The following is a 14,039-nucleotide window of genomic DNA, read 5'->3' on the forward strand; positions in this document are numbered from 1 at the left end:
GGCATCCTTGCGGCGCGCCCTCACCGGCGCGCCGCAGCCTTATCCGGGGAGTGAACGTGCTCGAACCCTGCGACCTGTTGATCGAAGCCGGCTTCGTCGTGCCGGTGGTGCCCAAGGGCGCCGTGCTCGCGGACCACGCCGTGGCCGTCAAGGACGGCCGCATCCTCGCGGTGCTGCCGCGCGCCGCGGCCCGGGCGCGCTTCCTCCCGGCGGAAATCGTGTCGCGGCCCGACGCTGCGCTGATCCCGGGGCTGGTCAACATCCACACCCACAACCCCATGACCTTGCTCCGGGGCGTGGCGGACGACCTGCCGCTGATGCCCTGGCTGCAGGAGCACATCTGGCCGATCGAAGGGGCGGTGATGGGGCCCGACTACATCGCCGATGGCATCGAGCTCGCCGTGGCCGAGATGCTCCGGGGCGGCACCACCACCTGCAACGAGAACTACTTCTTCCCCGACGTGCAGGCGCAGACCTACAAGCGCCTCGGGTTCCGCGCCACCGTGGGCCTGCCGGTCATCGAGTTCCCGTCGCCCTGGGCGCGGACCACCGCCGAGTACTTCGACAAGGCGCTGGAGGTCTTCGACGCCTGGCGCGGCGACCCGCTGATCCGCTTCGCGTTCGCGCCGCACGCGCCGTACACGGTGTCGGACGCCAGCTTCGAGCGCATCAACATGCTGTCGGCCCAGCTCGACATTCCCATCCACTGCCACGTCCACGAGACGGCGCAGGAAATCACCGATTCGCAGGCCCAGCACGGGCAGCGCCCGCTGGCACGGCTGGATCGGCTCGGCGTGGTCGATGCGCGCCTGATCGCCGTGCACATGACCCAGCTCACCGAGGGCGAGATCAAGCTCTGTGCGGAGCGCGGCGTGCACATCGCCCACTGCCCGCAGTCGAACCTGAAACTGGCCTCCGGCTTCTGCCCCGTCGAGGCGCTGCGTTCCGCCGGCGTCAACGTGGCCATCGGCACCGACGGCTGCGCCAGCAACAACGACCTCGACATGTTCGAGGAGACCCGCCACGCCGCGCTGCTGGCCAAGGCCGTCGCCAGCGACGCGAGGGCCCTCGACGCCTCGGCCGCGCTCGAGGCGGCCACGTTGGCGGGTGCGAAGGCCCTCGGCCGCGACGACGAGATCGGTTCGATCGAAGCGGGCAAGCAGGCGGACCTTGCACTGGTCGACCTCGGGGAGCTCGAGCTCCAGCCGCTGTACCACGTGGTGTCGCATCTGGTTTATGTCGCGACGCGCCACCAGGTCAGCGACGTGTGGATCGCCGGGCGACCGAAGCTCCGGGATCGAGGCCTCGTGGACATCGATGCGGACGCCCTGAAGGCCAAGGCCAGGCAGTGGGCGCGCCGCATCGCCGACATCCCGCGCCCGGGAGCCTCGGCATGAGCGCCACGGCCGCGGCGACGAACGTGAATCCGGCGGAAGTGGCGAAGTTCTCCGCGCTCGCCAACCGCTGGTGGGATCCGGAGGGCCCGCAGGCGCCGCTGCATGTGCTGAATCCGGCACGGCTCGGGTACGTCGCGGCGCGCCAGCCGCTGCGCGGTGCGCGCGTGCTGGATGTCGGGTGTGGCGGCGGTCTGCTCAGCGAGGCCATGGCGCGCGAGGGCGCCCGCGTGCTCGGGCTCGACCTCTCACCGGAGCTGATCGATATCGCCAAGCTGCACCGCCTGGAGGCGATGCAGGGCGGCGCGGTTCTCGACCTCGACTACCGCGTGCAGCCGGTCGAAGCCCTCGCCGATGCCGAGCCCGGCACCTTCGATGCGATCACGTGCATGGAGATGCTGGAGCACGTGCCGGAGCCGGGGAGCATCCTCGAGGCCTGCGCCCGCCTGCTGAGGCCCGGTGGCCGCCTCGTCGTCTCGACCATCAACCGCACGCCGGCCGCCTTCGCGCTGGCGATCGTCGGCGCCGAGTACGTCGCCGGCCTGCTGCCGAAGGGCACGCACGACTACCGCACCTTCATCAAGCCCTCCGAGCTGACGCGCGTGCTGCGCGCCGTGGGGCTGGAGGTCGAGGATGCCAGCGGCCTGCACTACGACCCGCTGCGCAAGACCGCGTGGGTCGCCCCGGGCACCCGGGTGAACTACCTGCTTTGCGCACGGAAGCCCGGATGACCCTGCGCGCCGTGCTGTTCGACCTTGATGGCACCCTCGCCGACACCGCGCCCGACCTGATCGCCGCGGTGAACCGCGTCCTGATCGAGGAAGCGAGGCCGCCGCTCCCGGACCATGCCCTGCGGCCGCTGGTGTCGAAAGGCGGACGGGCGCTGCTGTCCCGTGCGTTTCCCGAACTCGATGAGGACGCCCGCGAACCCTTGCTCCCGCGCTTCCTGGCGGCCTACGCGGAAGCGTTGGCCGTGCATACGCGGCCGTTCGACGGCATCGAGCCGCTGCTCGCCGACATCGAGGCCCGTGGATGGTCCTGGGGCATCGTCACCAACAAGCCCGAAGGCCTGGCCGTGGGCGTCGTGGCGGGGCTGGGGTGGTCTGCGCGCGCCAAGGCCTTGGTGGGCGGGGACACGCTGCCCGTGAAGAAGCCCGCGCCCGAGCCCTTGTGGCTCGCCGCCTCGCACTTGGGCGTCGCCCCGGAGGCTTGCCTGTACGTGGGTGACGACGCCCGCGACATCGAGGCCGCCCGCGCCGCCGGCATGGCCAGCGCCGCGGCGCTCTGGGGGTATCGCGAAGCGCACGAGGACCCGCGGTCCTGGGAAGCCGACGTCGATTGCCGCGATGCCGAGGCCCTTCGTCAGTGGCTGGCCGGGCAGGGCGCATGAGCTCGCCGACGATCGACGAAGGCCTCCGCGCGGCCTTCTCCAAGGCCGAAGTGCGGGAGCCGATCCACCGCGCTGCGGCCGGCTTCGTGCCGACGGACTCGCGCGCCGTCTACATGGCTTGGGTGGCCCTGCTTGAGGAACTGCGCGAATGCGCGTTCGAACTGTCGGACCCGCGCGTGACCGCGGTGAAGTCGGGATGGTGGGCCGAGGAACTGGACGGCGTCGCCCGCGGGGCGGCGAGGCACCCGTTGACGCGTGTCCTCGTCCGCGGTGGTGGGCCGTGGACCGGCATCGGCGATGCCCTGTTGGCCGTGGCCACCGACGATGCGCCCTCGGCCGATCGCGAGGGCGCCCTCGCGGCCCTGCGTCCGTTCGCCGAAGCCCTCGTTCGCGTCGAAGCCCATCTGTTCGGTGCCGAACCCGAGATCGAGATGCAAGCGCGCTGCCTCGCGGTGCATTGGCTTCGCTTGCGTCTTGAACGAGGTCTCCAGGCGACGGATCGCGCCCGCGTGCCGCTGGTGCTGTTCGCACGCCATGGCCTGCGACGCGAGCAACTCGCCGGGACGGAGGCGGAGGCGCTGCGCCGCGATTGGGCGAAGCAATTGCACGAGCTGCTCCCCGAAGGCTCCCCGGTCGGGTGGGCGTATCCGCGCCGCGTGGGCCTGCACGCCGACCGCCTCGCCCTGGCGTGCAGCGCGGACGGGCGCCGCCGCCCGGCTGGACCCGCCGCGGCCTTCTTCGACGTGTGGCACGCCTGGCGTTGCGCCCGAAACGCTGCATTGCGCAGCGACGCGCCGGCCGCCCGCACGACTTGACGTACGCTGCACCCGCACCCACTTAGGGTGCCTGCCTTTATTGACCGGACCCCCCATGTCCCCGACCCGCGAAAACGTCGTCCGCATCATGCCGGACATCGCCAACGACGCCCGTCCCGCAACGGCCGGCCAACTCGCCTGGGTGGGTATGGGCGAGATCGAAGCCCCCGTCCGCGTCGTCACGGGCGGCGCCGAGGCGGTGGCCGTGCCGGCCCGCATCACCGCGTTCGTGAACCTGCACCGCGCCGACGTGCGCGGCATCCACATGTCGCGCCTCTACCTGCATCTCGACCGCCATCTGGCCGCCGAGCCGCTGAGCGCGAACAGCCTGCGTCGCCTGCTGCGCGATTTCCTCGACTCGCATGCCGACCTGTCGGACCGGGCGATGGTGGAGATCCGCTTCGACCACCTGCTGCGTCGCAAGGCGCTGGTGAGCGACAACACCGGCTGGAAGGCCTATCCCGTCACCCTGGTGGCCACCCTCGACCGCAATGGGTTCGATCTCGAGCTCGGCGTGCAGGTGGCGTACTCCAGCACCTGCCCTTGCTCGGCCGCCCTGGCACGGCAGCTGATCCAGGAGCAGTTCCGCGGCGATTTCGCGGCCGGCGGGTCGGTGGATGCCGATGCGGTGCTGCGTTGGCTCGGCTCGGAGCAGGGCATCGTCGCCACCCCGCACAGCCAGCGCAGCCACGCGGACGTGAAGGTCCGGCTGGCGCCGAACGCGAACGAATTGCCGATCGTCGAGCTGGTCGATCGCATCGAGGGCGCCCTGAAAACGCCGGTGCAGACGGCCGTGAAGCGCGAGGACGAGCAGGCGTTCGCCCGCCTCAACGGCCAGAACCTGATGTTCTGCGAGGACGCCGCGCGCCGCATGCAGGCGGCCTTGCAGGACGACGAGCGCATCGCCGATTTCTGGCTGCGCGCATCGCACTTCGAAAGCCTGCACGCCCACGACGCCGTGGCCGTCGCGGTCAAGGGCATCGACGGCGGCTACGGCCCTCGCGGCTGATCGGCCGCGGGGCAACCGCTGGGACCCGGTCAGGGAACCGGGTCGAAGCCGCCCGGGTGGAGGGGGTGGCAGCGGCAAACCCGCTTCGTGCCCAACCACACTCCCTTGGCGGTGCCGTGCTTCTGCACGGCCTCGTACATGTACATCGAGCAGGTCGGGTGGAAGCGGCAATGCTGGCCCAGCCACGGGCTGATGACGCGCTTGTAGCCGCGCAAGCTGGCAAGGACGAGACGCTTCAAAACCGGACTTCCAAGCGGCGGCGGGTTGCCCCGCTGGGGCCGAAAGGCTATAACACGCCGCCGCAACGGCTCAACGACCCAGAGGAACCTCGTGGCTGCCAAGAAACCCGCGAAGAAAGTTGCCAAGGCCCCGGCCAAGAAGAGCAGTGCGGTCGGAAAAGTGGCGAAGGCGGTCGGCAAGGTCGCCAGCGCGGTGAAGAAGGCGGTTTCGACCCCGGCGAAGAAGGCGCCCGCGGGCAAGGCCAGGCCTGCGTCCAAGCCGGCCGCGAAACCGGCGAAGAGTCCGGCCAAGAAAGCGGCAAAGGCGGTGCCGAAGGCCGCGTCGAAGGTCGTCACCAAGGCCAAGGCGCCACCGGTCAAGGCGACCGGCAAGCCGGCGGTGAAGCCTGCCGCCAAGCCCGTCGCCAAGCCGCCGGTGAAGGTGGCTGCCAAGGCCGCGCCCGCCGCGAAGCCGGCGGCGTCGCCGAAGGCTCCGGCCAAGGCGCCGGCGACTCCGGCGGCAAACGCTGGAACGGCGTCGAAGACCGTCGTCTCGCCGACCAAGGCGGGGTCCGCCGCCAACGCCAAACCCTCAACCCCCACGGCGACGCCGGCGAAGCCTGCGCCGCGTCCTGCTGAGACGAAGCCGAGCGGCAATCGCGCCGGTTACGTCAAGCCGGAGCGTCCCCGTGAAGAACCGAAGCGACCCACACAAGTGATTGAACGCGTCACCCTCCCGGCCGGCTACAAGCCGAGCCCGAAGGAGGAGTACATGAACTCCTTCCAGCTCGAGTACTTCCGCCAGAAGCTCCTCCATTGGCGGCAGGAACTGGTCGAGGAATCGCAGCAGACCATCGAGAACCTCAAGGACGAAGTCCGCGACGTCGGCGACGAGGCCGAGCGCGCGACCCGCGAGACGGAAAACGCCCTCGAACTCCGCACGCGGGACCGCTACCGCAAGCTGATCAACAAGATCGACAGCACCTTGCGCCGTCTCGACGAAGGCGACTATGGCTTCTGCGTGGACACGGGTGAGCCGATCGGACTCGACCGCCTCGAGGCCCGCCCGACGGCGGAACGCACGCTGGACGCTCAGGAGCGCTGGGAGCATCTGCAGAAGCAGATGGGTGACTAGCAGGAGCGATCACCGTCCGTCGACGGACCGGATACGGTCGAAACAACAAGCCCCGCAATCGCGGGGTTTGTTGTTTCCGGGGGGGCGAATCCGCAGCGCTTGCTTCGTCGACGCAGGCATCAGCCCGACCAGGCGGCGTTGCGCACGTGGTCAATCAAGGCGCGAAGCTTTGGCGCGACGTTGCGACGCTGCGGAAAGTAGAGGAAAAAACCGGGGAACGGCGGGAGATAGCCGCCCAGCACAGGCACGAGTTCGCCGGTAGCGACGTAGGGCCGGAAGGTCTCCTCGGTCGCGAACGTGATTCCCCCGCCTGCGAGTGCCACGCGCAGCATGAGGCGCAGGTCGTTGGTCGTCACCTGGGGCTCGACCGCCACATCGAAGGGCGTGCCGTCCTCGCTGAACTCCCAGCGGTAAGGCGCCGCGTGCGGCGCCGGTCGCCAGCCGATGCAGCGGTGCTCGAGCAGGTCGCGCGGATGCATCGGCGTTCCGTGGGCGGCCAGATAGGCGGGGGATGCGACGACGGCCTCGCGCTGATCGCCGGTGACCGCGATCGCCACCATGTCCTGGTCGATGGCGTCCCCCAGGCGGATGCCGGCATCGAATCCGCCGGCGACGATGTCCACGTCGTCATCGGTCACGGTCACGTCGAGGGTGACGCCGGGGTGCTCGGCGGCGAACGACGCGATCAGTGGACCGGAGAGGAAGTGCTCTGCGATGGACGTGACCGCGACGCGAAGCACGCCACGCGGGGATCGCTCCGCCGCGACGGATTCCAGGGCCGCCTCGATGTCGGAGAACGGCTGGGAAAGGGCGTCGCGCAGGCGCTCGCCAGCTTCGGTCAAGCGTACGGAGCGCGTGGTGCGCATCACCAAGGCCGCCCCGAACGCGTCCTCGAGTCGGCGGATGCCCTGGCTCACTGCGGAACGCGTCACCCCCAACCGATCGGCGGCGGCGCGGAAGTTGCGCTCGGTCGAAACGGCGAGGAAGAGCGGCAGCAGATTCAGGTCGACGCTCATTGTCCAGCGCCGCTCATCATCGCGTCGACGTTCCCGGGGATACCGCCCTTCATCGTTCTCGCCCACCTTTGCCGGACACACGCAGGGAGTGTAAGCATGAGCAAAGTCATTCTGGTCACGGGCGCATCCAGCGGCATCGGCGAGCGCATCGCGCGGGAGATGGGGGGCGCGGGCGCCAAGGTCCTGCTCGGGGCGCGCCGGGTGGAGCGCATCCAGGCGATCGCGGAGGACATCCGCTGGGCCGGTGGCATCGCCGAAGCCCGATGCCTCGACGTCACCTGCCGCCGATCGATGGAGGGATTCGCCGCCTTCGCCGTCGAGACCTGGGGACGCATCGATGTTCTCGTCAACAACGCCGGCGTGATGCCGCTCTCGCCGATGTCGGCGTGCAAGGTGGACGAATGGGAACGCATGGTCGACGTCAACATCAAGGGCGTCCTGTGGGGCATCGGCGCCGTCTTGCCGGTGATGGAGTCGCAGGGGGCCGGCCAGATCATCAACATCGGGTCGATCGGCGCCTTGGCGGTGGTGCCGACGGCGGCGGTTTACTGCGCCACGAAGTTCGCGGTTCGCGCCATCTCTGACGGCCTTCGTCAGGAGAGCCCCCGCATCCGGGTGACCTGCGTCAATCCCGGGGTCGTCGAGAGCGAGCTTGCTTCGACCATCACCCATGCCGAGACGGCAGCGGCGATCCGGGCCTACCGCGCCATCGCGCTACAGCCCGGCGACATCGCGCGCGCCGTCCGGCAGGTGATCGAGGCGCCGCACCACGTCGATACCACCGAAATCACCATCCGGCCTACCGCCGCGCCGCACTGAGACGGAGCCCCCCGATGAATCCGATCACCCGCCTCAACCCGCCATCCCTGCCGGATACCGCCGAGCTGGGGTACTCGCAGATCTCGATCGTCGCTCCCGGCCGGATGGCCTATGTTTCCGGCCAGGTCGCCTGGCGGCCCGGCGGAGGCCCTGTCCCTGCGAGTCTGGTGGAGCAGATGCGGATCGTGGCCATCAACGGGAAGGCGGCGCTGGACGCCCTGGGGACGTCGCCCCGTGACATCGTCCTCGCGCGCCTCTATGTCGTCGACCTGACGCCGGAACGACTCGATGCCCTCATGCCTGCCTTCCTGGCCACTTTCGAAGGCGCCCAGCCCTGCATCACGGGCGTGGGCGTGCCAGCCCTGGCAGCCCCCGAGTTGCATGTCGAGATGGAACTGGTCGTCAGGCTGCCTGATTGACGTCGTGGGAGGGTACCGGTCATCGCAGGGCGAAGCCCGAGCCCGATCAGCGCGCGCTGGCGTTGGCCGGACTGTCGAGGAAGCGCCAATTGCCCCCCGGGGCCTGGGCTCCGACGCGGTCGAACAGTCGCTCGCGCAGATAGCGGATCGGCATCGAACCCTCGCGCATCACCCGGTCGTGGAACTCGCGCTCGCTCCATCCGCCGCGGGTCACGCGCTCCTCGTGCAGGGCGCGGAACTGCCAGCCGCCGACGAGGTAAGCCACCTGATACAGGGGGCCGTAATCGCCCGCGATCGAGCGCCGCACCTCGGCCTTGGCGTTCTCGGGCTCGTGACCGACGCGATCGACCAGAAGCGCCACGGCCTCGTCCGGCGTCATCCGGCCGGACTGCACGCCGAGCGAGAAGAGGATCCGCGCGGCGCGGTGGCTGCGCCAGAACAGCATTCCCATCCGGTCTTCCGGCGTGGTCGCGAAGCCCATGTCGTAGAGACGGAGTTCCCAGTACAGGGCCCAGCCCTCCGTCCAGAACGGGCTGTCGAAGCCTGCGCGGTGCTGGCTGTAGCGCTGTGAGTACCAGTGCTGCAGGTGGTGGCCGGGGATCAGTTCGTGGTGCACCACCGCGCGGGAGAAGTGACGGTTGTTGCCACGCAGGGCATTGAGCTTGCGCTCGTGCGGCATGCCGTCGGTGGGGAATGCGACCCAGACGTCCTGCCCGCCGAGGAAGAACGGCGCCTGTAGCTGGAACTCGGGCGTGAGCATTGTCATGCGCCAGTCGCGCTTCGCGCCGTCGGGCACCGTGATCAACTCACGCGATTCGAGGAAATGCACCGCTTCGTCCGCCAGCTCGACCACGAGCCCGGGCTGTTCGCCGGGCGCGACGTGGCGCTGCTTGACCCGTTCCAGCGCCTCGCGCCAGTCACGCGAGCCCATCTCGCGGGCGGCCTTGTCCATCTCGGCCTGGCACCAGGCCAGTTCGCGTTCAGCTGCCGCCATCAGTTCGGCCGGGCTGTAGTCGATGCCTTCGGCGGCGAGTGCCTTGGCGATCGCCGCGTCGCCGATCGGGTCGGCGCGCAGCGTTTCCGGGTCAGCGGCACCGCCCAGCGTGTCGCGCAACAGCTTGCCGTGCGCTTCCAGTTGCTTGTCGAGGGCCGCGTAGGGCGCGTCGACCCACCAGCTGAACTGCGGGTCGTAGCCGGACTGGTAGGTGTGCCAATCCGCGAGCCCACGACGCAGCGCGGCAGCATGTTGCGCGGCGCGCAGGGCGAGGGTAGGGGGGACATCGGGGGCGCCGTCAGCTGCTGCAAGGCGTTGGGCGCGGGCCTCGAGATCGCGACGCACGCGTTCGAGGGTGTCCGCCGTACGGCGCGGATCGGCCTGCCGCAGGTCGCGACGGTCCTCCAGCAGGACGACGAGGTCGTCATACCCCGGAAGCAGCCCACGGACGGCCTCGTAGCGCTCCTTGGCGAACGCCTGGGCCGTCGCATCCAGCGCCAGATCGCGTTGCAGCAACAGGCGGTCGAGGCGGTCGTCCTGGTTCAGTCCATCGGCATCGATCGCGGCGAGGCGGGCCTGCCAATCGGCGACCAGGCCGGCGCGGAGCCGGGCACGGCGTGGTGCATGGAGTGGCTCGATGCCTCGGTCGACGAGCGAGCGCACGTGCTCGAGCGCCTCGCGGTCGGCGCGATAACGCGCGACCACCGGTCGAAGCCGCGAGGCCGGCTGCTCGGGCATTTCCGACAGGGGGGGCGGCGCGAAGCGCGCTGGATCGATGGTGATGGGTGCCGGAGTCGCCGAGCCAGCCGCCTCTCCCTCCGGGCGGGCGTGCGCTTCGATCCGAGGTATCGCGATCAGCGCGGTGGCGATGGCGAGGAAGAGCAATCGGAGGCTCATGGGGCACTCCCGGCGCGACGCGCGGTGTCTTGGATGAACGCGAGCAGGGCGGCGAGCCCGTTGCTGCGCGTCGGGGAGAGGTGTTTCGAAAGTCCGACCGTGGCGATGTAGTCGGGCGTGGTCGCGAGGATCTCGGCGGCGCTGCGGCCCGAGTAGACGCGCAGCGCCAAATACACTAGGCCGGACACGATCGAAGAGTCGCTGATGGCGTGGAAGTCCAGCCGGGCCGCGTCACCCTGCGCGACGATCCACACCTTCGACTGGCAGCCGAGCAGGCGGTTCTCCTCGGTTTTCCACGCCTCGGGAAGGTCGGGCAGCTTGCGACCGAGGTCGATCAGATACTGGTAGCGCTCTGTCCAGTCGCCGAAGAAACCGAACTCCTCGGCGATGGCCGATTGTGCCTCGGACGGCGTGGGTTCGATCGGGAAGGATGGCGCCGGCATCGGCGTGCTCATGCGCGCTTCCTCGACCAGCGCACGCCCTGCGGCGTGTCCTCGAGCACGATGCCCGCGGCGGCGAGTTCGTCGCGGATGGCATCGGCGCGGGCGAAGTCACGGGCCTTCTTCGCGGCGTTACGCTCGGCGACGAGGGCATCGATGCGTGCATCGTCATCGTTGGCTGTGCCTTTTCCGAACCAGGCGTCCGGGGGCTGCTGGAGCAGGCCCAACGCGGCACCCGCACCGAGGAGTTCGGCCTTGGCGCCGCGGGTTTTCGCAATGGCCAGCGCCACGGCGGCGTCGCCCGATGCCTGCGCCAATTCGCGCTGCGCCGCCCGCGCCTCGCCCGCAAGTCGCGACAGTTCCGCCAGCGCCGCGGGCGTGTTCAGGTCGTCCGCAAGGGCGAGCTCGATGGCCTCGGGCAGTACCGGGGCCGCCTCGACGTCGACAAGGTCGCGCAGCGTCCCGTACAGACGATCGAGGGTGTTGATGCTCTGCTCGATCAGGGCCGGCGACCAGTCGAGGGGCTGGCGGTAATGCGCCGAGAGCAGGGCATAGCGCAGCGCTTCGGCGGGGTAGTCCTTCAGCAGCTCGTGCACCGTGCGGATGTTGCCGATGGACTTCGACATCTTGCTGCCGTCGAACGTCAGCATGCCGTTGTGCAGCCACCAGCGGGCGAACGTCGTGCCGCTGGCGCACTGGCTCTGGGCGATCTCGTTCTCGTGGTGCGGGAACTGCAGGTCGACGCCGCCGGCGTGGATGTCGATGGTGTCGCCGAAGTGCGCGTGGCACATGGCCGAGCATTCGATGTGCCAGCCCGGGCGGCCGCGGCCCCAGGGCGAGTCCCAACCGGGCAGCTCCGGGGTGGAGGGCTTCCAGAGCACGAAATCGCCGGCGTCGCGCTTGTACGGGGCGACCTCGACGCGGGCGCCGGCCAGCATCTCGTCCGTGCTGCGGCGGGAGAGGGCGCCGTACTGGGCGTAGGTCGACACCTGGAAAAGCACGTGGCCGTCCGCGGCGTAGGCATGGCCCTTCGCGATCAATCGCTCGATCATCGCGATGATGTCGCCAATGTGGTGGGTGGCGTGGGGCTCGAGGTCCGGCAGCTTCACGCCCAGCGCGCCCATGTCCTCGCGGTAGATCGCCGTGAACTTTTCGGTGATCGCGGTGATGGGCACCTGCTGTTCGATCGCCGACTGGTTGATCTTGTCGTCGACGTCGGTGATGTTCCGGGCGTACACGACCTTCGGGTAGTGGCGTCGCAGCAGGTCGCTCAGGACGCCGAAGACCACCGGCCCGCGCGCGTTGCCGATGTGGGCATAGTTGTAGACCGTGGGGCCGCAGACGTACATCGTCACACGGTCCGGATGGGCGGGCTGGAAGTCCTCGACCTGTCGGGACAAGCTGTTGAAGAGACGGATCGCCACGGGGCCTCGGGGCTGACTGAACACGGCCTCGGAGTGTAGCAACGGCCTCCCTCGCCTTAACGGAAATCTTAGGCCCCGGTTCAGCCGTCCGGTGCTGGAATTCGGGTCGTCCGAACGTTCCGGAGTCACCGATGATCCGCATCCCGCGCTGCGTCCTCGTTCTTGCCACCCTGGCCGCCACCGGCGCCGCCTCGGCGCAGTACCGCGACGACTACGCGCCGTCCTACGCCTCGGGCCAGGAGAACGTCTCCTACGCCTACGCGCAGGTCACCCGCGTCGACCCGATCTACGAGACCGTCCGAACCCGCGTTCCGGAAGAGGTCTGTGGTGGTGAAGAAATCCGCGAAGTCCGCCGTTCGAACGGCGGCACGGTGGTCGGCGCCTTGGTCGGCGCGGCCCTCGGCAACACCGTCGGCAGCGGCGACGGCCGCCAGGCCGCGACGGTGGCCGGCGCGGTGATCGGTGGTGCGATCGGCCGCAACGCCGACAAGAACAACGAGCGCGTGGTGGTGCGCGACGCCGGCTGCCGCGTGGTCGACGTGGAGCGCGAGCAGCGCCGCATTGCCTCGTATGATGTCGAGTACGTGCACCAGGGCCAGACCTACATGTCCCGTCTGCCCTATGACCCGGGTGACCGCCTGCGCGTGCGCGTGGCCGTGACCCCGGTGGACGAGGGCACGGCCTACCGCTGAGGTCTCGCCTGACGGTCGGGACGGGGCGCCCTTCGGGGCGCTTCGTCGTTCCGGGGCTTGCATGCACCCGCCCGCTCTGCGACCCTTCTTACCCTATGTTCCCCTTCCTGCCCGCCTTCGGCGTCCTGACCTCGGCCTACATGGCCGCCGGGATGACGTCTCGTGCGCGCCGACCGGAACCCCGCCACGTCGCTGGGTAACCGGTTCGTTTCGCTGTTTTGAAACCACCAACGCCCAGCCTCGCGCTGGGCGTTGGCGTTTTGCGTTCCCGAAATCCGCTTTGCCCGATTCGCCTCCTTGGAGCCTCCACCCATGAAGCACTTCCTGAACACCCAGGACTGGTCCCGCGCCGAGCTCGACGCCGTCCTCGACGAGGCCGCCGCCTTCAAGGCGTCGAAGTTCGGCCAGCAGATGGCCGGCAAGAGCATCGCCCTGGTGTTCTTCAACCCCTCGCTGCGCACGCGCACCAGCTTCGAGATCGGCGCGACCCAGATGGGCGGCCATGCCGTGGTGCTGGCGCCCGGCAAGGACGCGTGGCCGATCGAGTTCGACTTCGGGACGGTGATGGACGGCGAGGCCGAAGAGCACATCGCCGAGGTGGCGAAGGTGCTGAGCCGCTACGTCGACCTCATCGGCGTGCGCGCCTTCCCGAAGTTCATCGACTGGTCGGTGGACCGGCAGGACAAGGTGCTGGCCGGCTTCGCGAAGTACGCGACGGTGCCGGTGATCAACCTGGAGACCATCACCCATCCCTGCCAGGAGCTGGCCCATGCGCTGGCCCTGCGCGAGCGCTTCGGCAAGGACCTGCGCGGCCGCAAGTACGTGCTGACCTGGACCTACCACCCGAAGGCCCTGAACACGGCCGTGGCCAACTCGGCGCTGACCATCGCCACGCGCCTCGGCATGGACGTGACGCTGCTGTGCCCGAACGAGCAGTACCTGCTCGACGAGCGCTACATGGGCTGGGCGAAGGCGAACGTCGCCGAGAGCGGCGGCTCGCTGCAGGTCTCGCATGACATCGACGCCGCCTACAAAGACGCCGACGTGGTCTACGCCAAGAGCTGGGGCGCATTGCCCTTCTTCGGGAACTGGGCCGAGGAAAAGCCGATGCGCGATACGCTCAAGCACTTCATCGTCGACGAGCGGAAGATGGCCCTGACGCGCGACGGCGGCAAAGGCCTGTTCTCGCACTGCCTGCCGCTGCGCCGCAACGTGAAGGCCACCGACGGCGTGATGGATTCGCCGAACTGCATCGCCATCGACGAGGCCGAGAACCGCCTGCACGTGCAGAAAGCCGTGATGGCCCGCCTGTTGCGCGGTTGAGTGCCCCCAGTCCCGCCGCATACCGCCTCCCTCTTTCCTCCCCACTCCTTCCTT

The 14,039-nt window shown here is 69.4% G+C and carries 15 protein-coding genes; 10 read left to right on the plus strand and 5 right to left on the minus strand.

Annotation, left to right across the window (positions count from 1 at the left end; genetic code table 11):
* The first annotated feature begins 50 nt into the window (after window positions 1-50).
* Genes ACYVAK_RS08495 through folE2 form a run of 5 tightly spaced genes read left to right on the plus strand, consistent with a single transcriptional unit; the run spans window position 51 to window position 4,608 of the window.
* Window positions 51-1,397, plus strand: a complete 1,347-nt coding sequence (locus tag ACYVAK_RS08495) for a TRZ/ATZ family hydrolase (RefSeq protein WP_461059883.1) — start codon at window positions 51-53, stop codon at window positions 1,395-1,397.
* Window positions 1,394-2,125, plus strand: coding sequence for a bifunctional 2-polyprenyl-6-hydroxyphenol methylase/3-demethylubiquinol 3-O-methyltransferase UbiG (gene ubiG / locus ACYVAK_RS08500; protein ID WP_461059885.1), 732 nt, complete (start codon window positions 1,394-1,396; stop codon window positions 2,123-2,125). The genes ACYVAK_RS08495 and ubiG overlap by 4 nt, the downstream gene beginning before the upstream one ends.
* The gene (gph, locus tag ACYVAK_RS08505; protein WP_461059887.1) at window positions 2,122-2,784 is read left to right on the plus strand and encodes a phosphoglycolate phosphatase; all 663 of its coding nucleotides are present in this window, start codon (window positions 2,122-2,124) and stop codon (window positions 2,782-2,784) included. Before ubiG ends, gph begins: the two co-directional genes overlap by 4 nt.
* Window positions 2,781-3,599 carry a hypothetical protein gene (locus tag ACYVAK_RS08510; RefSeq protein WP_461059889.1) on the plus strand — a complete coding sequence of 273 codons (819 nt, stop codon included), beginning with the start codon at window positions 2,781-2,783 and terminating at the stop codon, window positions 3,597-3,599. The genes gph and ACYVAK_RS08510 overlap by 4 nt, the downstream gene beginning before the upstream one ends.
* Before the next feature lie 55 nt (window positions 3,600-3,654).
* Complete coding sequence (folE2, locus tag ACYVAK_RS08515; protein ID WP_461059891.1) at window positions 3,655-4,608, plus strand: GTP cyclohydrolase FolE2; 954 nt, start codon at window positions 3,655-3,657, stop codon at window positions 4,606-4,608.
* A gap of 29 nt (window positions 4,609-4,637) precedes the next feature.
* Here folE2 and yidD read toward each other — a convergent pair whose 3' ends face one another.
* Entirely contained in the window at window positions 4,638-4,898 is a 261-nt protein-coding gene (gene yidD / locus ACYVAK_RS08520) for a membrane protein insertion efficiency factor YidD (RefSeq protein ID WP_461060526.1), read from the minus strand.
* Window positions 4,899-4,938: 40 nt separating this feature from the next.
* Between yidD and dksA the strand changes: the two genes are divergently transcribed.
* Window positions 4,939-5,961 carry an RNA polymerase-binding protein DksA gene (gene dksA, locus ACYVAK_RS08525; RefSeq protein ID WP_461059893.1) on the plus strand — a complete coding sequence of 341 codons (1,023 nt, stop codon included), beginning with the start codon at window positions 4,939-4,941 and terminating at the stop codon, window positions 5,959-5,961.
* A 119-nt stretch (window positions 5,962-6,080) separates the two neighbouring features.
* Here the strand turns inward: dksA and ACYVAK_RS08530 are convergent, their stop codons facing one another.
* Window positions 6,081-6,977: a LysR family transcriptional regulator gene (locus tag ACYVAK_RS08530; RefSeq protein ID WP_461059895.1), complete on the minus strand. Its 897-nt coding sequence runs from the start codon at window positions 6,975-6,977 to the stop codon at window positions 6,081-6,083.
* Between the two features lie 96 nt (window positions 6,978-7,073).
* Here ACYVAK_RS08530 and ACYVAK_RS08535 point away from each other — a divergent pair, with 96 nt between their 5' ends.
* Entirely contained in the window at window positions 7,074-7,796 is a 723-nt protein-coding gene (locus tag ACYVAK_RS08535; RefSeq protein WP_461059897.1) for an SDR family oxidoreductase, read from the plus strand.
* Between the two features lie 14 nt (window positions 7,797-7,810).
* Window positions 7,811-8,215, plus strand: coding sequence for a RidA family protein (locus tag ACYVAK_RS08540; RefSeq protein WP_461059899.1), 405 nt, complete (start codon window positions 7,811-7,813; stop codon window positions 8,213-8,215).
* A gap of 46 nt (window positions 8,216-8,261) precedes the next feature.
* Here the strand turns inward: ACYVAK_RS08540 and ACYVAK_RS08545 are convergent, their stop codons facing one another.
* The 3 genes from ACYVAK_RS08545 to cysS are packed head-to-tail and all read right to left on the minus strand — an operon-like array spanning window position 8,262 to window position 11,970.
* The gene (locus tag ACYVAK_RS08545) at window positions 8,262-10,106 is read right to left on the minus strand and encodes a DUF885 family protein (protein ID WP_461059901.1); all 1,845 of its coding nucleotides are present in this window, start codon (window positions 10,104-10,106) and stop codon (window positions 8,262-8,264) included.
* The gene (locus ACYVAK_RS08550) at window positions 10,103-10,549 is read right to left on the minus strand and encodes a SufE family protein (protein WP_461060528.1); all 447 of its coding nucleotides are present in this window, start codon (window positions 10,547-10,549) and stop codon (window positions 10,103-10,105) included. The genes ACYVAK_RS08545 and ACYVAK_RS08550 overlap by 4 nt, the downstream gene beginning before the upstream one ends.
* Before the next feature lie 8 nt (window positions 10,550-10,557).
* The gene (gene cysS / locus ACYVAK_RS08555) at window positions 10,558-11,970 is read right to left on the minus strand and encodes a cysteine--tRNA ligase (RefSeq protein WP_461059902.1); all 1,413 of its coding nucleotides are present in this window, start codon (window positions 11,968-11,970) and stop codon (window positions 10,558-10,560) included.
* 131 nt (window positions 11,971-12,101) lie between these two features.
* Here cysS and ACYVAK_RS08560 point away from each other — a divergent pair, with 131 nt between their 5' ends.
* The gene (locus tag ACYVAK_RS08560) at window positions 12,102-12,662 is read left to right on the plus strand and encodes a glycine zipper 2TM domain-containing protein (RefSeq protein ID WP_461059904.1); all 561 of its coding nucleotides are present in this window, start codon (window positions 12,102-12,104) and stop codon (window positions 12,660-12,662) included.
* Window positions 12,663-12,974: 312 nt separating this feature from the next.
* Window positions 12,975-13,985: an N-acetylornithine carbamoyltransferase gene (locus ACYVAK_RS08565; RefSeq protein WP_461059906.1), complete on the plus strand. Its 1,011-nt coding sequence runs from the start codon at window positions 12,975-12,977 to the stop codon at window positions 13,983-13,985.
* Window positions 13,986-14,039 lie beyond the last annotated feature (54 nt).

The sequence above is a fragment of the Silanimonas algicola genome (assembly GCF_054777375.1).